The organism is Streptomyces capoamus (genome assembly GCF_014654935.1).
Classification (GTDB): Bacteria; Actinomycetota; Actinomycetes; order Streptomycetales; family Streptomycetaceae; genus Streptomyces; species Streptomyces capoamus.
Genome location: NZ_BNBF01000013.1, coordinates 177744 through 200288, shown reverse-complemented (window position 1 = coordinate 200288; position 22545 = coordinate 177744). Strand labels below are relative to the sequence as shown.

Here is a 22545-nt window from a genome sequence, read left to right as displayed (position 1 = left end):
AGCGTAGGGGCGGTGCGGAGGGGCCCGGACGATGCTGTTGGGTGTCTTTCACCGCTCCCCGCCGGGCACGCACCGCACGGGATGCTGGACCCTCCCCCGCGCCGGTCCGTGGCGGTCCCCCGCGCCGGGCGCGTGTCCAGACGGAGGTGTCCCATGCTGGAGGGCTTTGTACCGTGGCCCGCCGAGTTCGCCGAGCGCTACCGCGCGGAGGGCTACTGGCGGGGCCGGACCCTGTACGACCTGCTGCGGTCCGCCGCGCACGAGCACCGGGAGCGGACCGCCGTGGTCGCGGGCGGACTGCGGCTGACGTTCGGCCGGCTGCTGGCCCGGGTCGACGAGACGGCCGCCGGTCTGTACGGCCTCGGGATCCGGCCCGGGGACCGGGTGATCGTGCACCTGCCCAACCAGGCGCCCTTCGTGATGCTGAGCTTCGCGCTGTTCCGGCTGGGCGCCGTGCCCGTGATGGCGCTGCCCGGGCACCGGCGCAACGAGATCGTCCATCTGTGCCGGCACACGGACGCCGTCGCCTACGTCGTGCCGGACCGCTTCCAGGGGTTCGACCACCGTGTCCTGGCCCGTGAGGTGCTGACGGCGGCGCCCTCGCTGCGCCATGTCCTGGTGGCGGGCGACGCGGCGGAGTTCACCCCGCTCGACGAGGTGCGCGCCGAGGCGCGGGACCTGCCGCCGGCCGACGCCTCACAGGTGGCGCTGCTGCTGCTGTCCGGCGGGACGACGGGGCTGCCGAAGCTGATCCCGCGCACCCACGACGACTACGCCTACAACGCGCTGGCCTGCGCCGAGGCCCTCGGCATGGACCGGGACGGGGCGTACCTCGCAGCCACTCCGGTGGCCCACAACGCGGCGCTCGGCTGCCCCGGGGTGCTGGGCACGCTCTTCACCGGCGGCAAGGCCGTGCTGGCCCCCAACCCCAGCCCGGAGGAGGCCCTGCCGCTGCTGCTGCGCGAGGGGGTCACGCTGACCACGCTGGTACCGCCCCTGGTGATGATGTGGCTGGCGGACCCCGAGGTGGCCAAGGCCGATCTGTCGGGGCTGCTGCTGCAGGTCGGCAGCTCGAAGTTCCAGCCGGAGGTGGCCCGTCGGGTGACGGCCGTCCTGGGGTGCCGGCTCACGCAGTGGTACGGCATCGGGGAGGGACTGCTCACGCACACCCGGCTGGACGACCCCGAGGACGTGGTCCTCACCACGGAGGGGCGTCCGCTCAGCCCGGCGGACGAGATCAGGGTGGTGGACGGCGCGGGACGGGAGGTCGCGCCGGGTGAGGTGGGAGAGCTGCTGGCGCGCGGGCCGTACACGATCCGCGGGTACTACCGGGCGCCCGAGCACAACGCCCGCGCCTTCACCCCGGACGGGTTCTTCCGCACCGGCGATCTGGTGCGGCTGACCGAAGAGGGCAACGTGGTGGTGTCCGGGCGGGTGAAGGACATCATCCACCGGGGCGGCGACAAGGTGTCCGCGGAGGAGGTGGAGAGCCACCTGCTGACCCACCCCGCGGTGCGGGACGTCGCCGTGGTGGGACTCCCGGACGAGCGGCTCGGCGAGCGGGTGTGCGCGTTCGTGGTGCCGTCGTCGCCGGACGGGGAGCAGCCGCGGCTGGCGCGGCTGAAGGCGTACCTCACCGAGCGCGGGCTGGCCGCCTTCAAGCTCCCGGACCGGCTGGAGCTGGTGGACGCCTTCCCGAAGACACCCGTGGGCAAGGTCGACAAGAAGGCGCTGCGGGCGCGTGACGGGCACTGAGGACGCCCTCCTGCGGGCCGTGCTGCCGCCCTGGGCGTGCGGCGCGGCCCGCGGCGCCGACGCGCCGCCGGACGAACTGCACGCGGCGGAGACGCCGGGTGAGGGCGCGGGGCCGCGGCGCCGCGCCGAGTTCGCCGCGGGCCGCTGGTGCGCGCACCGGGCGCTGGCCGCGCTGTGCGGGGCGTCCCCGGCGGTGCCCCGCGGCCCGCGCGGCGCACCGGTGTGGCCCCCGGGAGTGGTGGGCTCGATCACCCACTGCGCCGGCTTCCGGGCGGCGGCGGTGTGCCGGTCCCGCGACGCGCGGGGGCTCGGCCTGGACGCCGAGCCGGCCGCGCCGCTGCCCGCGCGGGTACGGACCCGGCTGCTGACGCCACGGGAGGACGCCCTGGTCGCCGCGCTGCGCCTGCGTCTGCCCGGGCTGCCGGCGGACCGGCTGCTGTTCAGCGCCCGGGAGGCGGCCTACAAGGCGTGGCCCGTCTCGTGGGGACAGCCGCCGCCGTTGCGCGGTCTGAGCGTCGAGGAGATCACCGCACGCCCGACGGACCCGACGACGGGCCGCTGCACGATCCGGCTGCCGGACGGGTACGCGCCACCGGACGGCCACGGACCGCAGCACCGGTGCGCGCCGCCGGGCGGCGGTGTGCTGCACGGCAGGTGGCACGCGGCGGCGGGACTGCTCGTGGCCTGTGTGGTGGTCGCCCCCGGATGCCGTCCGGGCCGTACCGCGGCCGGCGGGGGTCAGGGCAGATCCGGCTGTGCCTCCAGCACGTAACCGCGGCCCCACACGGTCCGGATGGAGAGTCCCAGGGGCTGGATCCTGTCGCGGATCCGCATCATGTGCAGATCCAGGGCGTTGCGGGTGCGCGAGCCGCTGACCTGTCCGAGCCGGAATCGGAGGGCTTCACGGGGCACCACCTCGCGGTAACGCGCCACGAACAGTTCCAGTAGTTCCGACTGCGTGGGCGAGACGCTCACGAAGCGGGAGCAGAAATGGAGGACGCCGCTCTCGTCCAGGCACGGTAACCGGTTCATGTGGTAACGACGGCTCAGGGCGTCCACCCTGGCCTGCAGGTCGTTCGCGGGGATCGGCGCCCGCACCCAGTCCTCGCACACGTCCTCGCATATGGGGGCCGCCGCTCCCGCCTCCACCACCAGTATCCGGGGCAGCCCCTCGGACCTACATCGGTCACGCAATTCCCGCTGTGCCGGCCATCGCAGGAGCCGGACTTCTTCACGTGCCAATTACGCGCTCCCTCCACGCGCCAATTGCCGCATCAGACACGGGACCCGTGTGTCCATTGCCACCTGAAGGCAAGCGGCACCGACCGGCACCGCCGTATACAAGCTGGTCACGCACAACCGTACTGCCGATAGCGACGGAAGAAACGATTCCGTCAAACGTCGTCCGTCACCGCGGGACGTCTGCTCCGGGATCGACGGCGAGTACGCGCCACATCCCGAGGTAATTTAAATGCGAATGACTTTTCCCGCTCCCGCGCTCACCCCGGGGCCGGCGACGGCACGTCTGCGGGGATTTCCGCCACATCGCGGCGCGCGACACACGCACAGGGACCTCCCCCGCATGGACGAACGGTCGGCGAGCAAGCCTGCCGGGGACTCCGGACGAGACACACGGCGGCTGGTCACGCAGTCTCTCCGGTGAGAACTCCCTGGGCCAATCTACGATCCGGCCCCCTCCCGGACGGCCAAATCTGTCAGTTGTGTTTCGGTCGTGCCCACATGCGGTCCGACACGGATCACCCCAGCGCGACCGGCACACTCCGGAAGGTGCGAAAGGTCACGCTCGGCCTGCGCACCACCTCGTCGGCCGCCTCGAGCACCGGCGCGTGCCGCAGCAGCCAGCCGATCGCCGCCTGGCCCTCGATCCTGGCCAGATGCGCACCCAGGCAGTGGTGGCTGCCACCGCCGAAGCTGAGGTGGGGATTGGGCGTACGGCCGACATCGAGGCGCTCCGGGTCCGCGAACCGGCGCTCGTCGTGGTTGGCCGAGCCCAGCAGGAGCACCAGCACCCGGCCGGCCCGCACCGTCCGCCCGCAGACCTCCACCGGTTCGCGCACCAGCCGGGCGGTGGCCTGGATCGGCGCGTCGAACCGCAGGAACTCCTCCACCGCGGCCGGCAGCAGCCCCGGTTCGCGCCGCAGCCGGGCGGCCTCACCGGGGTGGCCGAGCAGCGCCGCGACGCCGGTGGCGATGAGGTTGGTGGTGGTCTCGAACCCGGCGAAGAACAGGAAGACCGTGTTGTCCACGATCTCCTCGGCGGTGAGCCGGTCACCGGGCCGCTCGGAGTCCTCGGCCACGATCATCCGGGAGAGCAGGTCGTCGCCGAGCGAGGCCCGGCGCTCGCGCAGCAGCGCGCCGATGTACTCGCGCAGCCACGCCACCGCCCGGTGGGCCGCCGCCCGGTCCTCCTCGGGGACGTACAGCGCGAACGCCTTGGCGAGGTCGATGGCGTACGGCCGCACGAGGTCCCGGTCGACGGGCGGGATGCCGACCAGCTCGCACACGACGGACACCGGCAGCGGGAAGGCCAGTTCCGTGACCGCGTCGAAGGTGCCCCGGTCCAGCGCGGGCCTGAGGAGTTCGTCGACCCGCCGCTCGATGTAGCCGTGCATCCGCTGGAGCAGGCGCGGGCTGAACGCCTGGGCCATCAGCCGGCGCAGCCGGGTGTGGTCCGGTGCGTCGCGGTCCAGGAGGATCCGCTGGAAAAAACTCTGGGCGGGCCCTTCCCCGGTACTGAACTCGTGATACTCCTCGGGATATTCGTGACTGAGCCGGCGATCACGCAGCAAGGGCGCCACATCGTCGTACCGGCTCACCACCCATTGACCGGGACCACCTCTGCTCAAACCCCCGGATTCACGCAGCTCGCGGTAGACCGGATAAGGGTCCTGCAACACCGCGGGAGCCCTGGAATCGAATTTCAACGGCAGATCGGAAGACATTCCACTCCCCCAGTCCGAAGCATTGACTCCAGCCCGCGCACCTTACCATCGCAATCGACGGGCCAGGGACGGCCGGGAACAACATTCCCGGGGCCGGGCAATGCTCTGTCACATTCCTTTCAGGAAACGCGGTAATACACGGTGCGCCAGGCATCCTCTGGCCTGTGACCGAGGCGATGGACGCACGACTTCCCAGGTTCGTCCTGGACGATCCCGAGTTCCTGCGCGATCCGTACCCGGTGTACCGGGAACTGCGTGCCCGAGGACCGCTGTGCCGGGGCGGCCCCGCCCAGTGGGTCGTCACCCGCCACGCGGAGGTCTCGGCCCTGCTGCGCGACCGGAGGCTGGGCAGGGAGTTCCCCGAGGAGTTCCAGAAGCTTTCGGTGGGGCCGGGACCCGCGGTGGACTTCCTGCGCCGCATCGTCATCGACCGGGACCCCGAGGAACACACCCGGCTGCGCCGGCTGCTGACCCGCGCCCTCAACCCGCCCCTGGTGCGCTCCCTGGCGGAGCCCATCACGGCCATGACGGACCACCTGCTGGAACGGGCCGTGACGGACGGCGCCCTCGACGCGGTCCGGGACCTCGCCCAGCCGCTGCCGGTGCTGGTGATGAGCACCCTGCTCGGCATCCCCGTGGAGGACCGCGCGGCCGTCATGGAACGGTCGATCGACGTCTCCAAGGCGTTCGCCGTGTTCATCCCGGAGGCGGAACGGGCAGCCGCCCACGCCGCGGTCGTCTGGCTGCGCGACTACTTCCGCGGCCTGCTGCGCCGGCGCCGGGCCGCGCCGGGCGACGACCTGCTCACCGCCATCGCCACGGCACGCGAGGGCGACTGGCGGCTGAGCGAGGAGGAGGCGGTCGACAACGCGCTGTTCGTCTACTACGCCGGTTTCGAGACGACGACCAACCTGATCGCCACCGGCTGCGCGGCCCTGGCCCGCCACCCGGGTGAGCAGGCCCGGCTGCGCGCCGACCCTTCGCTGCTGCCGGCCGCGCTGGAGGAGTTCCTGCGCTGGGACGCCCCCATCCACACCACGACCCGGATCACCCTGGAGCCCGTCGAGGTGGGCGGGCGCACCCTGCGCCGGGGCCGGGTCGTGGTGCTGCTGCTGGCGTCCGCCAACCACGACGAGCGCTGCTTCACCGCCCCCGACCGGCTGGACGTGGGCCGGCGTCCCAATCCCCACCTCAGCTTCGGCGGCGGCGTCCACCACTGCCTGGGCGCCATGCTGGCCCGGGTGGAGGGCACCGCGGTGTTCGGCCGGCTCCTCGAACGGTTCGGGGAGATCGAACCCGCCGGGCCGGAGGACTGGCAGCCGAGCGGGGGCGGCTTCCGCTTCCCCTATTGCGCCTACCGGAGCGTGCCGCTGCGCGTGCGCTGAGCGGGAACGGCCGGTGGCTCCGCCGCGGGCGGTGCCACCGGCCGTTCGCCGCGTGCCGTCGCGCGTCAGTCGGCCGGGAGGATGTTGTGGTTCACCCGGAACACGTTCTCCGGGTCGTACTGCGCCTTGAGCGCGCGAAGACGCGGATAGTTCACCCCGTAGGCGTCGCCCACCCGCTGGGGCCCGTCGTCACCGAGGTGGTTCACGTACACCCCGCCCGTCGTGTACGGCAGGACGCGTTCGTAGACGTCCTGCGTCCACCGGATGTTCTGCTCGTCCTCGCTCTCGTCCTCCCACTGGCTGAGCACGCTGACGAGATAGCCCTCGCGGTGCGGGAAGGCCGTGGCATCCGGCGGCAACTGGGCCATCACACCTCCCATCAGGCCGCCGCCGACGAGGGACAGCGGCGAGGGGTTGCTCGCGTAACCGTCGCCGAGGACCTCCACGGCCTCCGGGTGCAGCTCGGCCATGTGGAAGGAGCGCGCGTACAGCCGGCGGCCCGCCACCGTGTTGTCGTCCAGCATCCGCTGCACGGCGAGGTAGGGCATCCGGCCCACGTGGTTGAGCAGCGGCTTCCGGCCGAGCCCGGCCAGCGGGGCCACCGCCTCCTCGGCACCGGCCGAGGTGTCGGCGTGCACGTAGCCGAGGCCGACCGCCGGTTCGCCGTCCACGGTGAGGAAGGCGAACGAGGTGGTCAGCGCGTCGGGCGCGCTCTCGTTGAACTCGCCCAGCCGGCGCGCCACGGCACCGGTCTCCGCGACCGGGAAGGCCAGCAGGCCGGCCAGGCAGTCGCCCTGGGGATGCAGCTTGTACTCGAAGGCGGTGGCCACGCCGAAGTTGCCGCCGCCGCCGCGGATGGCCCAGAACAGGTCGGCGTCGTCCTCGGGGCCGGCCCGCCGCACCTCGCCGCTGGCGAGCACGATGTCGGCGGACAGCAGGTTGTCCACCAGCAGCCCCCGGTAGCGGCCCAGCCAGCCCAGTCCGCCGCCCAGGGTCATGCCGCCGATGCCGATGTACGACTCCTGGGAGCCGGTCACGGCCAGTCCGAAGTGCATCGTCTCGGCGTCGAACTCGCCCTGGAGCAGGCCGGGCTGGGCCTGCACGGTACGCCGCTCCGGGTCGACCCTGATGCCCTTGAGGGCGGAGGTGTCGATGACGAGTCCGCCCTCGCAGCTGCCCGTGCCGGCGAAGCAGTGGCCGCCGCCGGTGACCGCGAGCAGGATGTCGTGCTCCTTGGCGAACCGCACGGCGGTGATCACGTCGGCGGCACCCTGGACCCGTACGATCGCGCCCGGACGGCGTTCGAAGTAGGCGTTCCAGATGGCCTTGGCGGCCGGGTACTCCTGGTCCTCCTCGGTGATGACGGGGCCGCGCAGCCGTTCGCGCAGCTCGATGACGGCGCTCTCCGGCACACTTGCGCCCTGGGACGTGGTCAACCGCATCGCGTCTCCCGCACGGGTGGGGGTCTCCTGGCTCGGCCATTCAATTCCCGCTGGCCGCTGTCGCGGCCGAGAGGGGACAGACCCCGGAAAGATGCGGGCCGGGACCGCACGGTGTGCGGACGGGCCGGGACCGCACGGGCTAGGCTGGCCCGGTCCGCTGCCGCGTCCGACCAGACCACCGGAGCCGCGAGATGCATGTCCGCCGGGTCGTTCCCAACATCCCGTCGCAGTCGTTCGGCGAAAGCTCGGAGTTCTACGGCGTCCTGGGCTTCGAGGAGGTCATGAACCACGGCTGGATCATGACCCTGGCCTCCGCCGAGAACCCCGCCGTCCAGGTCAGCGTGATGACCGAGGACCGGACCGCGCCGCTCATCCCGGACCTGAGCATCGAGGTCGAGGACGTGGACGCCGTGTACGCGGCCATGCGGGAACGCGGCGCGGAGATCGTGCACCCGCTGAGCGACGAGGAGTGGGGCGTGCGCCGCTTCTTCGTCCGCGACCCCAACGGCCGCGTGGTCAACGTCCTCAGCCACCGCTGAGAGGTCACCGCCGGGACGGACGGTGAGATCAGGGGCGGGCCCTGAGGTCAGGGGCGGGCGGTGCCGGCCGGGCCGGGCCGGGCTCCGGCTCGTCCGCGGTGATGACCAGGGCGGCCTGGTCGTCCTCCACGTCGCCGCCCTCCACGAAGGCGAGGACGTCCTCGGCCACCGTCGCGACGATGTCCGCGGCGGCCGACCGGCGCGGCACGGAGCCCAGGGCCTTGGCCAGTCGCGCGTCGCCGTACTGCCCGGTGCCCTCGGCCCGGCACTCGGTGAGCCCGTCGGTGTACAGGAGCAGGCTCTCCCCGGGGCGGAGGGTGAAGCGGCGGGCGGTGAGCCGGGGCGGGATGCCGATGCCGAGCAGCCCGCCGGACACCTCGACCGTGTCGACCACGTGGTCGGCGCCCAGCAGCAGGGGCGGTGTGTGACCTGCTCTGACGAGGTGGACGGCGAGTCCGTCGGCCGCCGGGGCCAGGTGGCCGTAGACGAGGGTCACGAAGCCGTTGTTCTGGTGGGCGTAGCGGTCGTTCAGGGCCTTGTCGACGGCCTTGACGATGTCGACGGGGTCGCCGAGGAGGGGGGCGACGGCGCGGGCGGTGTGGCGGACCAGGGCGGTGGTGGTGGCCGCCTTGGCCCCGCGTCCGCAGACGTCGCCGAGGATGAAGGCCCAGGTGCCGTCGCCGCGGGGAAAGACGTCGTAGAAGTCGCCGCCTATCTCCAGCCCCTCACCGGCGGGGTGGTAGAAGGCCGCGAGCTGAGCGCCGGGGACGTCCGGCAGGTCGGGCAGCAGCAGACCGGTCTGCAGATCGCGGGCGAGGGCCACGCGCTGCGCGTACTGGCGTGCGCTGCGGGCGGCCGTCGCGGCGCGGCGGGCCGCCTCCTCCGCCAGGGCGACCCGATGCCCGTCGAAGCACTCCTCGTCGGTGGACAGCAGGGTCAGCGCGCCGAACGGCCGCCCCCGGTCCAGGAGGGGGACGCAGACGTAGCCGGTGACGCCGAGCTCGTGCCAGGGACCGGGGCCGGTCGGGGCGCGCCGGGCCACCTCGGTCAGACCGGAGGCGAGGACGCGCGCGACCGTGTCGTCCTCCGTGTCGCGGCCGGGAACGTGGCGGGCGAGCAGAGCGCGCGCCTCCTCGGTCGGGGCGGCGGCCGCCACCCGGTGCACGCGCCCGGCCTCCAGCACGTCCACCGCGGCCAGGGCCGCCAGCGTCGGGCTGCACAGCGTGGCCAGCCGCTGGAGCGTCTGCGTCTCGTCCACGCTCCCGGCCAGCGCGGTGCTGGCGGCCAGCAGGAAGGCGAGGTCGTCGCGGGCCGCCTTCTCCCGCTCCTGAGCCGCCGACCGCGCCTGTTCCGCGTGGTGGCGTTCGATGGCGAGGGCCGCCGTGTCGGCGAAGACGCGGGCCAGCGCCAGGTCGGTGTCCTGAGGGGAACGCGGTACGCGGTGGTACATCGCGAAGGTGCCCAGCAGCCGGCCGTCACGGGCGAGGATCGGCGTCGACCAGCACGCGGCGACTCCGGCCTGGCCCGCCAGGTCCCGGAAGGCGTCCCACAGGGGGTCGGTGGCGATGTCGTTCACGATCACGGTCCGGCGCCGGTGGGCGGCCGTGCCGCAGGAACCCACGCCCTCGCCGGTGGCGATGCCGTCGATGGCCTCGTTGTAGAAGCCGGGCAGGCTGGGAGCCGCACCGTGGCGCAGGTGCCGGCCCTCGTCGTCGGCCAGCAGGACCGAGACGATCACCTCGGGTGACAGTTCCTCGATCGCCCTGCACATGCCGTCCAGCACGTCCGGCAGCGGCGCCTCGCGGGCGATCTGCTCCAGCAGCGCGCGCTGCTCCGCGGCCAGCCGCCGGGCGTGCTTCACCTGGGTGGTCTCCACGCCGATCATGCGGACGCCGATGACGTTGCCGCCGGCGTCGCGCCGGGGCTCGTAGGTGAAGTCGAAGTACGCCTCGCGCGCCTGCTCACCGGTTCCGAGGACCACCCGGGCGTCGCGGCCGACGTGCCGCTCGCCCGACCGGTAGACCTGGTCGAGGAGTCCGACGAATCCCTGGCCGGTCAGTTCGGGCATGAGCTGCACCAGGGGCACGCCGGTGTGTTCCCGTCGTTCCCGTCCGATGGCCGCGAAGAAGGCCGGGTTCGCCGCCTCCAGCACGTGCGCGGGGCCGGCCATGGACGCGAACAGGGCGGTGGACGTACCGAACAGCAGCGACAGGTCCTCGTCCGTGCCGCGCACCGGCTCGGACCGGTCGATGCCGCTCGCCGACCGCCGCTCGCGCTCAGCCGTCATCTCGTCCCCCTCGCCGCCCCCCGCCGGCCGTACACTCCGAAACCCCCACTATGCCAGCTGGCATGGGCCGCTGTTCCGGCGCGGGGTCCCACGGGCGGTCCGGGCCGCCGGGTCCGCCGTTCATTCCACCGCCAGGTGCAGCCGTACGACCAGGCCGGACGGCGGTGTGCGGACCTCCACCAGGTCGCAGAGCTGGTGCATCATCCAGACGCCCCGGCCGCCCGCCGGGGAGAGCGGGTCGGGGCGGCGCCGGCCCACCAGCGGGTCGGTGAGCCTGCCCCGGTCCCGTACCTCGGCGACCAGGGTGCCGGCCGTGCGCCACAGCCGCAGGGTGCCGCGTCCTCCTCCGTGCCGGACCGAGTTGCCGGTGGCCTCGTTCACGGCCAGCAGCCAGTCCGTACGGCGGCGCGGTGGCAGGGCCGCGGCGTCGGCCCAGTTCCCGGCGGCGGCGCGGACGTCCGCGAGGCCGCCCTCGTCGAAGTCCAGGACGAGCGGTGCCGCTGGTTCGGGCAGCGGCGCGTCGCACTCGCGGCACACCTGTTCCGGGCCGGCGTAGTCGGGGCTGGGCCGGTAACCCCCGCCGTCGCCCACGACGGGATGGGTCCGGTGGGCCTGGGCCAGCACCGGCTCGGGCAGGGCCGTGTCGTAGGGGCACAGGACGGTGGCGGTCCGGCCGGCGAAGGCCAGGTTGATCAGTGCCTCGTGCCGGGTGGCCTCGCGTGTCTCCGCCGGCGTGCGGCCCACCCAGATCGGCTCGCCCACGATGGCCGGGTGCCGGCCGGCGTGCCGGTCGGCGAAGTCGAGCAGCATCGAGAGGATGCGCCCCGGGTTGCGTCCGGCCTGCCGCATGTCGACCCAGGTGATGTCCGCGTCCTCGCGGCCGAGCACGTCCTGCAGCAGCGGCAGGCGTTCGCCGGGGACGGCGACCAGCAGCGGCCGGCCGTGGGCCGCCTGCGTGCGGACGAACGCGCCGACGCCGCTCAGGTAGTCGTCCTGGGTGGCGCAGAAGAGAGCCGGGTGGCGGAAGGACGCGTCCTCCGCGACCGGGTCGGCCGGCTGCCGGGTGTACGTCGTCACCGGCTCACCTCCTGGAAACCGTCACCCAGCTCGGGGAAGAGTTCGAGCATGCGGTGGAGCGCGGGCGGGGCGTTCAGGAGCCGCACGGGGGTGTCGTACGGCCGCCGGCGCACCGCGCGGGCGAGATCCGCCAGCGCGGCGACGTCCAGGTGGTCGAGGGCCGACAGGTCGAGGGTGAGGTGCTCCGCCGGGGAGGCGGCGAGCGCGGCCGCCGCCGAGGCGGTGACGCGACGGCTTTCGTACCCGGCCGATCCGGACAGCCGGAACCCGGGCGGCCCGGCCAGCGGAGCCACCGCCAGACCCGGCTCGCCGTCGCGGACGGCGGCGCCCGACCGCGTCAGGTGCGCCCGCGCCAGCACCGCCAGCTCGTCGGGGGCCAGCAGGCGCCGGTCGTAGAAGCACCAGGCGGTCAGCGGCAGCTGCTCGAAGACCTCGTGGTGGATGCGCAGCTCGTACTCCAGGAGACGTTCGGCGCCCGCCAGGTCCCGGGCTCCCCAGGACATCTCGCCGATCGCGCGCAGGCCCTGGAAGCCCTGTGCCGCGGCCCCGTCCACGGCCTCCCGCCACAGACCGATCATCGCGTCCGGGTCGAACCGGGATCCGGTCAGATAGGTCTCGTCGGCGGTGATCACCACGAGCTGTCCGCCCCGCAGGGCGGACGCGGCGTCCACGCCGCTGCGGGTGAGGGTACGGGTCACCAGGCCGGGGTCGGTGGCGTCCGCGAAGTACCGCACCTGCTCGCCGGCCGCGAGCCCCGCCCGGACGAATTCCGCCAGGTGGCCGGCCCACTCGGCATCGCTGGAGTACTCCACGGCGACGTGCCGGGTACTCGCGGCCGCGCCGTCGACGGACGCGGTTGCGCCGCGCATGAAGGCCACCTTCCCGGTGGAGCGACCGTGTGTGCTGGATGCTGGTTCCGTCCAGCTTACGGGAGGCCGCCGGTGTTCCGGCCCGCCCGGGCGGCCAGCGCTTCGGCGACCGTGGTGTGCAGGGGCATCAGCTGGTCGATGCCGGTCGTGGTCACCATGCGGGTGAGACGGTCCGGGACGGCGGCGAGGCGGAGGGAGCCGCCTGCGGCCCGAGCCGCCTGCAGGAGGTTGATCAGGGCGCTGAGGCCGGTGGAGTCGACGAACCCGACCCGCGCCAGGTCCAGGACCAGGTGCGGGGCCCCCTCCTCCACGACGGCCCGGGCGCGCTCGCGCAGGGTGGGCGCCGTGTGCAGGTCCACGTCCCCGGTGACGGCGACGACGGCGCCGCGGTCGCCGGTGTACTGAACGGTCATGTCGAGGGTGTCGGTCACGTCGGTCATCGCTCCTGGCCGGACGGCTCGGTCGCTGGGGAGGTTGTCATGAGGTGCCGGGGTCCGCGGGTCCCGCCCTGTCACGCGCAGCCCGGGCAGCGGACGGTGGCCAGCCCGACGAGGCCCGAGACGGTGAGGACGGGCTCCAGCAGCGGCGTGACGATGAGTTCCAGCCGGTCGGCGTGGGCGAAGAGCACGCTGAGCCCGGCGCTGTCGAGGTACTCCACCCCGGTCAGGTCCACGACCAGGGGGCCGGAGCCGGCCGCGAGGGCCTCGGCCAGCGAGCCGGCGTTGCTCATGTCGATCTCCCCGCGCACTGTGAGCCGCGCGGCTCCGTCCGGCCCCCGCTCCGGGGTGAGGGTGAGAGGGGTGGTCATCAGGCGATCCTCGTCTGCATGTCGACTGTGGTGCCGGACGGACCGGGGGTGATGGTGACCTGCTGCATCATGGCGCGCATCAAGGCCACCCCCCGGCCGCGGTGGGTGTTCAGCTCGGGTTGCGGGGTCTTCCACCGGCCGCTGTCGGCGACGGTGAGGCGCAGGTTGTCCACGAGAGTTTCGGCCCGCAGCCACACGGGTTCCCCGGGAGCGTCCCGGTGGCCGTGTTCGATGGCGTTCGCGCAGGCCTCCCCGGCGGCCACGAGGATGCTCTGGACCGTGTTCGGCGGCAGGCCGCACTGGTCGAGCCAGGTGCGCAGCGTCCTGCGGATCGGCGCGAGCTGGGACGACTCGGCCGGGAAGGACACCTCCAGGGGCGCAGGGTGACGGTACAGCAGCAGCGCCACGTCGTCGTCGTAACCGCCGGCCGGCGCGAGCCGCGCCATCACCTGGCTCGCGAGGTCGTCGATGGAGATGTCACGGCCCTCCTGGACCGCCTCGCTCGCCTGGTCGATCCCGGCGCTCAGGGGGCGGCGGCGGCGCTCCACGAGCCCGTCGGTGTACAGCAGCAGCGTGGCGCGCGCGGGCAGGGTGCACGCGGCCTGCGGGCGCTGCCGGCCCGGCCGCACGGCCAGCGGCAGGGACCGTCCCTCGTCCAGGAGCCGGGTGGTGCCGTCGGGGTGCGCGACGATGCCGGGCGGGTGCCCGGCGCTGGAGTAGGTGAGTTCCCCGGTGCCGGAGTCCAGGACACCGCAGAAGACGGTGGTGCACAGGGCGCCGGGCACGCTCGCGGCGAACTGGTCGAGGGCCATCAGGGTCTGCGAGGGGCTGGCGTCCTGCAGCAGCAGCGCCCGGCAGGCGCTGCGCAGCTGTCCCATGACGCTGGCCGCCTCCAGGCCGCGTCCGACGCAGTCGCCGACGACGATGCCGATCCGGCCGTCCGGCAGGGCGACGGTGTCGTACCAGTCGCCCCCCACCTCCAGCGGGCGGGTCGCGGGCTCGTACCGCACGGCGAAACCGTCGGGAAGCCGGGCCGGGCCGAGGATGGCTCGCTGGAGCGCGATCGCGGTCTCCCGCTGCTGGTCGATCTGGTGCGCCCGTACCAGGCCCTGCGCGAGGTGCCCGGCCAGCAGCGACAGCAGCAGCTGGTCCTCGGAGGTGAAGGGCCGGTGCTCCCCCAGGTCGACCCAGAGGGCCAGCGGGCCGTCGGGGTGTTCCAGCAGGATGCCGGCGCCGGTGTCCTCGGCCACCGGGGTCAGCGGTGGCCTCAGGCGCAGTCCGCCGAGCGCCTCCCGGCGTGCCGCGGGCAGGTCGTCCCAGCTCAGGTCGGGGTCCGTGGCCGCGAGGGCCGGTACGTCCCCGCGCGCGAAGACCGCGGCCAGCACGTACCGCGCGCGCCAGAGGGTCTTGAGTTCGCCGAGGGCACCGGACAGCGCCTCGGTGAGGCTGGCCGCCCGGGACAGCGAGGTGCTCAGCGCGGCCAGCGCGGTCTCGCGCTGGATGGCGTAGTGCTCGGCGGTGACGTCGCGGAAGGTGCCGACGGTGACCCGGCGTCCGGTGTCCGGGTCCTCGGCCTTGTTCCAGGTGGCGGCCACCCACAGGCGGTGCCCGTCCCGGTGGGTGACGGGCACCGTGTGGCTGCCCTGATCGCTTGCGAGGAGGTCGGCGAACGCGTCACCGAGCTGCCGGTGTGCCTCGGGATCGGCCGCGGCGTCCGGCCACCACGGGTGGGTCGGGGCGTAGGGGAGGTCCTCGGGGCCGTAGCCGAGGGTGTCGGTGAACGCGGTGTTGATCTCCACGACGGCCCCGGACTCGTCGCAGACGAAGAACGCCTCCTGGAGGGAGTCGACGAGCGCGGTCCGCCACCGCAGGTGGTGGCTGCGCAGCCGGGCCAGCTCGATGTTGGCGCGGACCCGGGCCAGCAACTCGGCGGCGGCGAAGGGCTTGACCAGGTAGTCGTCGGCCCCCGCCCGCAGGCCCTGGATCGACGCCTCCTGGCCGGCGCGGGCCGACAGCAGCAGGACGGGCACCGAGGCCGTGCGCGTGTGGCCGCGCAGCCGCGCCACCAGTTCCAGCCCGTCGAGCCGGGGCATCATCACGTCGCTGACGACGAGGTCGGGGGTGTCACGGCGCGCGGAGTGCAGGGCCTCGACGCCGTCGGTGACGGCGGTCACCCGGTACCCGGCCGCGGCGAGGATACGGGCGAGGTACTCGCGCATGTCCGCGTTGTCGTCGGCGACCAGCACCCGGGCGCTGTCCGTGGGAGCGGGCGGGGCGGCGTCGTCGGCCGGCACCACCTCTTCCCCGGCCACCTCTGCGGCCGGCGCGCCGCCGGCGCCGTCCGGCAGCCAGCGCAGCGCCTCCTGGATGTAGGGGTCGGCGCTGGCGGAGGCCACGGTGCTGCCCGCCTCGGCCACCACGCTGTCGGGAGGCAGATGGGCGCTGCCGAACGGGATCCGGAGGGTGAAGGTGGTGCCCGCCCCCTCGGTGCTGTCGGCGGTGATCTCGCCGCCGTGCAGGTGCACGAGTTCCTGTACGAGGGCCAGGCCGATGCCGCTGCCCTCGTTCGACCGGGACCGGGCGTTCTCGATGCGGTGGAAGCGTTCGAACAGCCGGGGCATCTCCGCCTCGGGCACACCGATGCCGCTGTCGGCGACGGTCACCACGGCATGGGCGTCCACGCGCCGCACGCTCACCCGGATCGCGCCGTCGAAGGTGAACTTCAGCGCGTTGCTGAGGAGATTGAGGACCACCTTCTCCCACATGCCGCGGTCGATGTACACCGGCTCGTCCAGGGAGGGGTTGTCCACGTCGAAGGCGAGCCCGGCCTTCTCGACGGCCGAGCGGAAGACGCTGGCCAGCTCGCCGGTCACCACGGCGAGGTCGACCGGCTCGTAGCGGGCCTGCATCCGCCCGGCCTCGATGCGGGAGAAGTCCAGCAGCGTGTTGACCAGCTTGCCCAGGCGCAGGCCGTTGCGGTGGATCACGTCGAGTTCCTGCCGCGCCGGCCCGTCCGCGTCACCGAGCCGGGTGCGCAGTTCCTCGACCGGACCCATGATCAGGGTCAGCGGCGTGCGGAACTCGTGGCTGATGTTGGAGAAGAACGCGGTCTTGGCACGGTCCAGTTCGGCCAGTTCCTCCGCCCGCCGTTGCTGCGCCTCGTAGCTCCTGGCGCTCCCGATGCCCGAGGCGATGTGTCCCGCGGCCAGCTCGATGAAACCCCGGTAGCCCCGGTCCAGGACGCGGTACCGGTTCAGGCCCGCGACGAGGAAGCCGTACGGCGCACTGCCCTGCTGGAGCAACGGGACGACGAGTGCCTGGGCGGGCGGCTCGGGCCAGTCACCGGCGGGCAGACCGGTGAAGGCGTCCCCGTCCAGCGGCACGAGGGCCGTCTCGCCCCTGGCCAGCTCCGCGGTCGGCCACACACCGTCGCGGCCGTCGGCGTGGAGGGCCGCCGGTGCGGCCGGGTGGCCGGCGGGGATCCCGGTCGCGCCGGCCAGCCGGGCGGTGTCCCCGTCGAACAGATAGGTCAGGGTGAAGGGCAGGTCCTGCCGGTTGCGGGCCAGCTGCCGGTCGGCGAAGGCCAGGACCTCCTGTTCGGTGCGGATCACGCTCGGGTCGGAGCCGAGGTCCCGCAGGGTGGCCATGCGCCGCTCGCCCATCACCCGCTCGGTGTCCTCGCTGACCACGCAGAGCATGCCCACCACGTCTCCGGCGTCGTCCCGCAGCGGGCTGTAGGAGAACGTGTGGTAGGTCTCCTCGCTGTAGCCGGACCGCTCCAGGAACAGCAGCAGCCCCTCGTCCCAGGTGGCCTCGCCGGTGCGCAGCACGGTGTCGATGCGCGGACCGATGTCGTCCCAGATCTCCGCCCACACCTCGCTGGCCGGGCGGCCCAGCGCCCACGGGTACTTGCGGCCGAGCGTGTCCCGCCGGTAGGCGGAGTTGCAGAAGAAGGTCAGCTGCTCGCCCCAGGCCATCCACATGGGGAACCGGGAGGACAGCACGATGCTGACGGCCGTCTGCAGACTTTGCGGCCAGTCCCGCGGCGGGCCGAGGGACGTGGCCGCCCAGTCCACTTTCGCGAGGTCCGCGCCGACCTCGCGGTCCGCGGCGAACACGTCGTCGGCCGTCCTCGGCCTGCGTCCAACCCCGTCGGAACGTGCCACGCGACGCCCTTCCCTCATGCCCGGCCCACCGCTGCGGCCCGCACCCGTCTGCGCACGCGGTCCCGATCATCCGCCGCGGATCGCGCGCCCCTGTCCATCTGCCCCGGGTCCGTCGCCCGACGCCGGCGAACGCCTCCAGGCCCTCGCACGAGTGACGACGCTCTCCGCTCCCGTCGGCGTTCCCCGTCCACGCGAACCCGCCACTCCCCCGGCAGGCCCCGCACCACTTGTCATCGGGCGGGCGGTGCCTCACAGGATAATCCAGCCGGGGTGGGAAACCCGTGGGGGGTAGCGTAGGGCGGCGGACGCGCGGCGGCGGGGCGTGTTCCTCGCGGGAGGGCGTCCGCCGAACGGATTCCACCGGCCCCGCCGCGGCCGACTTGCCGCACAGGAGACCTGGTGAACGACGCAGAGGGCACTCTCTCCATCAGCACGCACTCCTCGCCGACGGGGCTCGTCGTCCTGCGCCTGGCCGGGGAGCTGGACCACTACACGGGCCCCGGCTTCCGCCAGGCCGTCGAGGACGTGCTGCGCGGGCCCGGCACGGGTGTCGTCGCCGACCTGTCGGCACTGGAGTACTGCGACTCCACGGGGATCACCGGGATCATCACGGCCTACCGCCTGGCCGAGGCCGCGGGCTCCTCGTTCGCGGTCGCGGCACTCAGTCCGGCCATGACCCAGCTCTTCCGCGTGGCAGGCCTCGACCAGGTCCTCACACTGCACCCCAGCGTCCAGGAGGCCGTCGACGCGTCGAACGGCGCGTGAGAGGGGCCCGCCCTCGGGACACGGGCGGCGCTCGGCCCTGCGATCATGCTCGTTCCGGATGCGTCAGCGGCTACGCACGATTCAGTACGGGCTTCGCGGGGAGCCCGCCGTTCTTCTCGCAGCGCAGTTCCTCGGCCATGGCCAGCGAGAAGGAATGGGCCACCGTCGCGTAGGCGTCCACCAACGCCTCCACGTCACCCTCGGGTGGCTTCGGCATGCCCCCGCGCTCCACGCCGATGACGATGTGGGCACCATACGGCGAGTCGGACAGACCATCTTCAGCCTGGTGAACTGCGGGGCCGAGGGACCCGTCGGGGCGCTGTCGGCCAGGTCCCAGGTGATCCGCAGCTCGAAGGCCAGGTCCCAGGTGATCCGCAGCTCGAAGGCCGGCGTGCCGGTTCCGGCGAGGCTCGCCGCGGCCTTCGCCACGGTGTAATTCTCCGCCGATGCCTCGAATCGCGACGATCCCGTGATCACCTACGCATCACGGTCCGCATCCTTACGTGTCCTCGGCCGTCTACCGGCCTCAGCCCGTCTCCGGGTCGTTTCGCCTGGTGTCAACCCTTCTCGCATCTATCGCCGTCAACGCCGAAATCTTTCGCACTCCTCTGCCCGGGACAGCGCGGTTCACGCCGTCGAACAGCTGGCCATGCACCCCTGCAGGTCAGCCTGATTGCACCCCAACCCGTCGCGGCTTTGCCGGTGGCCGCACCGCGGCACTGTTTACTTCTCCCTCTCGAAAGTTTCGTTACTCGATCGGAAATTCTCTTGCGAGGAGCATTGACGATCCACGGTCACCACCTCAATATCCCTGTTCGGGAACCGGTGCGGTTTCGAGATTCCGAGTCAGCTGCACGACAGATCCGCGCGCCATACGCCGCACGTCCGGCCCGCCCCGTCCGTCTGCCGAACGGGGCGGCCGGCGCAATCCCCCGCACTTCGGTCCATCCGTGATTTCTACCCCGGAGGCACAGTCATGGGCTCGTACGCCCTTCCCAGATCCGTTATCCGCCGGAAGATCCGCGGCCTGCTGCTGGCGCCGGCCGTCGGCGTCCTCGGTCTGGTCACCGCGCTGGCCGCGCCGCCGGCCGCACACGCCGCTCAGAACACGCTCGGTGCCGCGGCGGCACAGAGCGGCCGCTACTTCGGCACCGCCATCGCCTCGGGCAGGCTGGGCGACTCGGCGTACACGACGATCGCGGGCCGTGAGTTCAACATGGTGACGGCCGAGAACGAGATGAAGATCGACGCCACCGAACCGCAGCGGGGCCAGTTCAACTTCAGCGCCGGCGACCGCGTTTACAACTGGGCCGTGCAGAACGGCAAGCAGGTGCGCGGTCACACGCTGGCCTGGCACTCCCAGCAGCCCGGCTGGATGCAGAGCCTCAGCGGCAGCTCACTTCGCCAGGCGATGATCGACCACATCAACGGCGTGATGGGCCACTACAAGGGCAAGATCGCCCAGTGGGACGTCGTCAACGAGGCCTTCGCCGACGACGGTTCGGGAGGCCGCCGGGACTCCAACCTGCAGCGCACGGGCAACGACTGGATCGAGGTCGCCTTCCGCACCGCGCGCGCCGCCGACCCTGCGGCCAAGCTCTGCTACAACGACTACAACATCGAGAACTGGACCTGGGCCAAGACCCAGGGCGTGTACAACATGGTCCGCGACTTCAAGCAGCGCGGCGTGCCCATCGACTGCGTCGGGTTCCAGTCGCACTTCAACAGCGGCAGCCCCTACAACAGCAACTTCCGCACCACCCTGCAGAACTTCGCCGCTCTCGGCGTCGACGTGGCCATCACCGAACTAGACATCCAGGGTGCCTCGTCCACGACCTACGCCAACGTCACCAACGACTGCCTGGCCGTCTCGCGCTGCCTCGGCATCACCGTCTGGGGCGTGCGCGACACCGACTCCTGGCGATCGGGGGACACGCCGCTGCTGTTCAACGGCGACGGCAGTAAGAAGCCTGCCTACACCGCCGTCCTCAACGCGCTCAACGGTGGCTCCACCACCACGCCTCCCCCCACGAACGGCGGACAGATCAAGGGCGTCGGTTCGGGCCGTTGCCTGGACGTGCCCGGTTCCGGCACCACCGACGGCACACAGCTCCAGCTGTGGGACTGCCACGGCGGCACCAACCAGCAGTGGACGTACACCGACGCCAGCGAACTCAGGGTCTACGGCAACAAATGCCTCGACGCCGCCGGCACGGGCAACGGCTCCAAAGTCCAGATCTACAGCTGCTGGGGCGGCGACAACCAGAAATGGCGCCTCAACTCCGACGGAACCATCGTCGGCGTCCAGTCCGGCCTCTGCCTCGACGCCGTCTCGGCCGGCACCGCCAACGGCACCCTGATCCAGCTCTACTCCTGCTCGAACGGCACGAACCAGCGCTGGACCCGCACCTGAGGGAGCCTGCCACGAACGAAGGGGCGAAGCCGCGACGGCCCACCGTGCGGCTTCTCCCCCTCCGGGCCCTGAGCTGCCCAGCGGTGTGCACGACCGCGGCACGGTCATCCCCTCGTGGACACCACCGGCTCCGGTCCGGCAGATCCTTGCGCTGCCCGCTGGTGTCGGCCCTCATCGCGTCCAGGTCGGCCCGTGCGTACGGCGCGAGGCCGGGCCTACCGACGGCGGCATCAACGTACTTGGCACCGCTGAAGCGGCTGACCGACGCCCGGGCCGACGGAGAACGCGTCACGCGGTCATCCTGGCCAGTGCCAGTGGCGCCAACAACGACGTCCGGACCCCTGGCCTGGCCCTGTTGCAGGCCCCCTCCTGCGAGGCGACCGCGCCGCCGTTCCACTGCTGCGTGCCGCCCATGAACTGGCCGACCTCGTGTATGCCGGAGAAGTTCTGGATGGCGCCGCAGGCGACCAGGACCACCGCGGCCACGGCCGCGGCCGGCACCAGGATCCGCAGTGTGCCGCGCACCAGGTCGCACCAGAAGTTGCCCAGCTCACCGGTGCGGGAGCGTGCGAAGCCCCGCACCAGCGCGACGGCGACGGCCATGCCGACGGCGGCGGAGACGAAGTTCTGCACGGCCAGACCGGCGGTCTGCACGACGTGACCCATCGTCTGCTCGCCGTAGTACGACTGCCAGTTCGTGTTCGTCACGAACGAGACGGCCGTGTCGAACGACTGCGCCGGGTCGACCGAGGAGAAGCCGAGCGAGCCGGGCAGGACGCCCTGGATCCGCTCGAGCAGGTAGAGGAACAGGACACCGACCACGGAGAAGGCCAGGACGCCGCGCAGGTACGCGGGCCAGCGCATCTGTGTGTCGGGGTCGGCACCGATGCCGCGGTAGATCCACTTCTCGATCCGCAGATGTCTGTCGGACGAGTAGACCCTGGCCATGTAGGTGCCGACGGGGGCGTGGAGGAGGGCCAGTGCGCCTGTGAGGGCCAGCAGCTGGAGCACGCCCGCGAGTACAGGACCCATGTCTGTCTCAGAACCTCTCCGGGAAGATCAGGGCGAGGACGAGATAGCCCAGCAGGGCGACGGCCACGACGAGGCCGACGATGTTCTCGGCGGTCACAGCTTGGTCACCCCCTTGGCGATGAGGGCCACCAGCGCGAAGGACGCGAGCACGGTGACGACGAAGGCCAGATCGGCCATCGCTAGCTCCTGGAGTGGGGTGCGAAGAACGGGACCCTTAGAGGAAACCTCCGCCCTGACCGGATCCGACCACCCATTGACGGCTCCCTTACGGCAACGCCCACGGCTTTGACGGATCTCTTACGGCACCCGACCAGTAGCGGCGCCGGGAAGCCGGTGCACGCTTCTGCGCAGCGCACCGGTTGCCGCACGCGGCGCGCCCTGCGTCGTACGGCCGCCCGCCGCACGCCACGAGTGCCCCTGGAACGTGACGCACGTCACGGGAAGTGGAGTCCAGGATCCGACAGGTCCCAGAGGTGAGCATCGACATGCGTGCCCGGCTACGGGCGGGGCAACCGGCCGCCTTCGCCGAGTTGTTCGACAGTTACGCCCGTGGCGTGTACAACCACGCTTTTCGCCTGACCGCCGACTGGTCGACGGCCGAGGACATCATGGCCACCACCTTCATGGAGGCGTGGCGGATCCGCCACAGGATCGACTCCGAAGGAGGCTCGCTGCGGCCGTGGCTGCTCGGCATCGCCACCAACGCGGCGCGCAACCAGTACCGCGGCAACCGGCGTTACCGGCGCGCGGCCCTCGCCACCGCGGCCGCCGAGCTGAACGTGCCCGACCACGCGGAGGAGGTGACCGGGCAAGTCGACGACCAGCGGGAGCTGGCCGTGGCCCTGCGAGCGCTCGCCTCCTTGCGCAGACCCGAACGCGAGGTCATCGCGCTGTGCGTGGGAGAGGGACTCGACTACGAGGCCGCGGCGACAGCACTGGGCATTCCCGTGGGCACCGTCGCTTCCCGGCTGTCCCGGGCCCGCCGCAAGCTGCGCTCCCTCGCGGACGCCGAACTGGGACGGTCCGCCGGTCCGGCGGTGTGGC

At 72.5% G+C, this 22545-nt stretch carries 18 protein-coding genes and 1 pseudogene; 7 read left to right on the top strand and 12 right to left on the bottom strand.

The window, feature by feature from the left end:
* Window positions 1-153: 153 nt before the first annotated feature.
* Window positions 154-1755 (top strand): (2,3-dihydroxybenzoyl)adenylate synthase, encoded by a 1602-nt coding sequence (locus IE312_RS21555; RefSeq protein WP_189983984.1) that lies wholly within the window; start codon window positions 154-156, stop codon window positions 1753-1755.
* On the top strand, window positions 1742-2527 hold the full coding sequence (locus tag IE312_RS21550; protein ID WP_229900253.1) for a 4'-phosphopantetheinyl transferase family protein: 786 nt from the start codon (window positions 1742-1744) through the stop codon (window positions 2525-2527). The genes IE312_RS21555 and IE312_RS21550 overlap by 14 nt, the downstream gene beginning before the upstream one ends.
* On the opposite strand, the gene IE312_RS21545 is transcribed toward IE312_RS21550, so the two are convergent.
* Together IE312_RS21545 and IE312_RS21540 are read right to left on the bottom strand one after the other, a co-directional pair.
* A complete protein-coding gene (locus IE312_RS21545) occupies window positions 2494-2787 on the bottom strand; it encodes a helix-turn-helix domain-containing protein (protein WP_229900252.1) in 294 nt (97 codons plus the stop codon). The genes IE312_RS21550 and IE312_RS21545 overlap by 34 nt on opposite strands.
* A 725-nt stretch (window positions 2788-3512) precedes the next feature.
* Window positions 3513-4574, bottom strand: a complete 1062-nt coding sequence (locus IE312_RS21540) for a cytochrome P450 (RefSeq protein WP_229900265.1) — start codon at window positions 4572-4574, stop codon at window positions 3513-3515.
* Window positions 4575-4882: 308 nt separating this feature from the next.
* Here IE312_RS21540 and IE312_RS21535 point away from each other — a divergent pair, with 308 nt between their 5' ends.
* A complete protein-coding gene (locus IE312_RS21535; RefSeq protein WP_229900251.1) occupies window positions 4883-6103 on the top strand; it encodes a cytochrome P450 in 1221 nt (406 codons plus the stop codon).
* 65 nt (window positions 6104-6168) lie between these two features.
* On the opposite strand, the gene IE312_RS21530 is transcribed toward IE312_RS21535, so the two are convergent.
* Window positions 6169-7545, bottom strand: coding sequence for an FAD-binding oxidoreductase (locus IE312_RS21530; protein WP_189983982.1), 1377 nt, complete (start codon window positions 7543-7545; stop codon window positions 6169-6171).
* Window positions 7546-7736: 191 nt separating this feature from the next.
* On the opposite strand from IE312_RS21530, the gene IE312_RS21525 reads away from it, so the two are divergent.
* Window positions 7737-8084, top strand: a complete 348-nt coding sequence (locus IE312_RS21525; RefSeq protein ID WP_189983981.1) for a VOC family protein — start codon at window positions 7737-7739, stop codon at window positions 8082-8084.
* A gap of 28 nt (window positions 8085-8112) precedes the next feature.
* Here IE312_RS21525 and IE312_RS21520 read toward each other — a convergent pair whose 3' ends face one another.
* The 6 genes from IE312_RS21520 to IE312_RS21495 form a co-directional block, all read right to left on the bottom strand.
* The gene (locus tag IE312_RS21520; protein WP_189983980.1) at window positions 8113-10371 is read right to left on the bottom strand and encodes a SpoIIE family protein phosphatase; all 2259 of its coding nucleotides are present in this window, start codon (window positions 10369-10371) and stop codon (window positions 8113-8115) included.
* A 120-nt stretch (window positions 10372-10491) separates the two neighbouring features.
* Complete coding sequence (locus IE312_RS21515) at window positions 10492-11448, bottom strand: anti-sigma factor RsbA family regulatory protein (RefSeq protein ID WP_189983979.1); 957 nt, start codon at window positions 11446-11448, stop codon at window positions 10492-10494.
* Window positions 11445-12317, bottom strand: coding sequence for an MEDS domain-containing protein (locus IE312_RS21510; protein ID WP_189983978.1), 873 nt, complete (start codon window positions 12315-12317; stop codon window positions 11445-11447). Before IE312_RS21510 ends, IE312_RS21515 begins: the two co-directional genes overlap by 4 nt.
* Before the next feature lie 56 nt (window positions 12318-12373).
* Window positions 12374-12757, bottom strand: a complete 384-nt coding sequence (locus IE312_RS21505; RefSeq protein WP_189983977.1) for an STAS domain-containing protein — start codon at window positions 12755-12757, stop codon at window positions 12374-12376.
* Between the two features lie 71 nt (window positions 12758-12828).
* Window positions 12829-13125 carry an STAS domain-containing protein gene (locus IE312_RS21500; protein WP_189983976.1) on the bottom strand — a complete coding sequence of 99 codons (297 nt, stop codon included), beginning with the start codon at window positions 13123-13125 and terminating at the stop codon, window positions 12829-12831.
* The gene (locus tag IE312_RS21495; RefSeq protein ID WP_229900250.1) at window positions 13125-17243 is read right to left on the bottom strand and encodes a SpoIIE family protein phosphatase; all 4119 of its coding nucleotides are present in this window, start codon (window positions 17241-17243) and stop codon (window positions 13125-13127) included. Before IE312_RS21495 ends, IE312_RS21500 begins: the two co-directional genes overlap by 1 nt.
* A 447-nt stretch (window positions 17244-17690) precedes the next feature.
* On the opposite strand from IE312_RS21495, the gene IE312_RS21490 reads away from it, so the two are divergent.
* Complete coding sequence (locus IE312_RS21490; protein ID WP_229900249.1) at window positions 17691-18056, top strand: STAS domain-containing protein; 366 nt, start codon at window positions 17691-17693, stop codon at window positions 18054-18056.
* 70 nt (window positions 18057-18126) lie between these two features.
* Here the strand turns inward: IE312_RS21490 and IE312_RS41180 are convergent, their stop codons facing one another.
* Window positions 18127-18273, bottom strand: a complete 147-nt coding sequence (locus IE312_RS41180) for a hypothetical protein (RefSeq protein ID WP_229900248.1) — start codon at window positions 18271-18273, stop codon at window positions 18127-18129.
* A 759-nt stretch (window positions 18274-19032) separates the two neighbouring features.
* Between IE312_RS41180 and IE312_RS21480 the strand changes: the two genes are divergently transcribed.
* Complete coding sequence (locus IE312_RS21480) at window positions 19033-20469, top strand: endo-1,4-beta-xylanase (protein WP_189983974.1); 1437 nt, start codon at window positions 19033-19035, stop codon at window positions 20467-20469.
* A gap of 366 nt (window positions 20470-20835) precedes the next feature.
* Here IE312_RS21480 and IE312_RS21475 read toward each other — a convergent pair.
* Window positions 20836-21501 (bottom strand): annotated as a pseudogene (locus tag IE312_RS21475) (potassium-transporting ATPase subunit KdpA); the annotation flags it as partial.
* Between the two features lie 7 nt (window positions 21502-21508).
* Window positions 21509-21598, bottom strand: coding sequence for a K(+)-transporting ATPase subunit F (gene kdpF, locus IE312_RS21470; RefSeq protein ID WP_016434100.1), 90 nt, complete (start codon window positions 21596-21598; stop codon window positions 21509-21511).
* 376 nt (window positions 21599-21974) lie between these two features.
* On the opposite strand from kdpF, the gene IE312_RS21465 reads away from it, so the two are divergent.
* On the top strand, window positions 21975-22545 hold a 571-nt coding region (locus tag IE312_RS21465; protein WP_229900247.1), incomplete at its 3' end, for an RNA polymerase sigma factor.

Coding starts and splice junctions, on each gene's coding strand:
- IE312_RS21555 (WP_189983984.1), top strand. CDS start 154: ATGCTGGAGGGCTTTGTACCGTGGCCCGCCGAGTTCGCCGAGCGCTAC.
- IE312_RS21545 (WP_229900252.1), bottom strand. CDS start 2,787: ATGAACCGGTTACCGTGCCTGGACGAGAGCGGCGTCCTCCATTTCTGC.
- IE312_RS21530 (WP_189983982.1), bottom strand. CDS start 7,545: ATGCGGTTGACCACGTCCCAGGGCGCAAGTGTGCCGGAGAGCGCCGTC.
- IE312_RS21525 (WP_189983981.1), top strand. CDS start 7,737: ATGCATGTCCGCCGGGTCGTTCCCAACATCCCGTCGCAGTCGTTCGGC.
- IE312_RS21520 (WP_189983980.1), bottom strand. CDS start 10,371: ATGACGGCTGAGCGCGAGCGGCGGTCGGCGAGCGGCATCGACCGGTCC.
- IE312_RS21510 (WP_189983978.1), bottom strand. CDS start 12,317: ATGCGCGGCGCAACCGCGTCCGTCGACGGCGCGGCCGCGAGTACCCGG.
- IE312_RS21505 (WP_189983977.1), bottom strand. CDS start 12,757: ATGACCGACGTGACCGACACCCTCGACATGACCGTTCAGTACACCGGC.
- IE312_RS21500 (WP_189983976.1), bottom strand. CDS start 13,125: ATGACCACCCCTCTCACCCTCACCCCGGAGCGGGGGCCGGACGGAGCC.
- IE312_RS41180 (WP_229900248.1), bottom strand. CDS start 18,273: ATGCCGAAGCCACCCGAGGGTGACGTGGAGGCGTTGGTGGACGCCTAC.
- IE312_RS21480 (WP_189983974.1), top strand. CDS start 19,033: ATGGGCTCGTACGCCCTTCCCAGATCCGTTATCCGCCGGAAGATCCGC.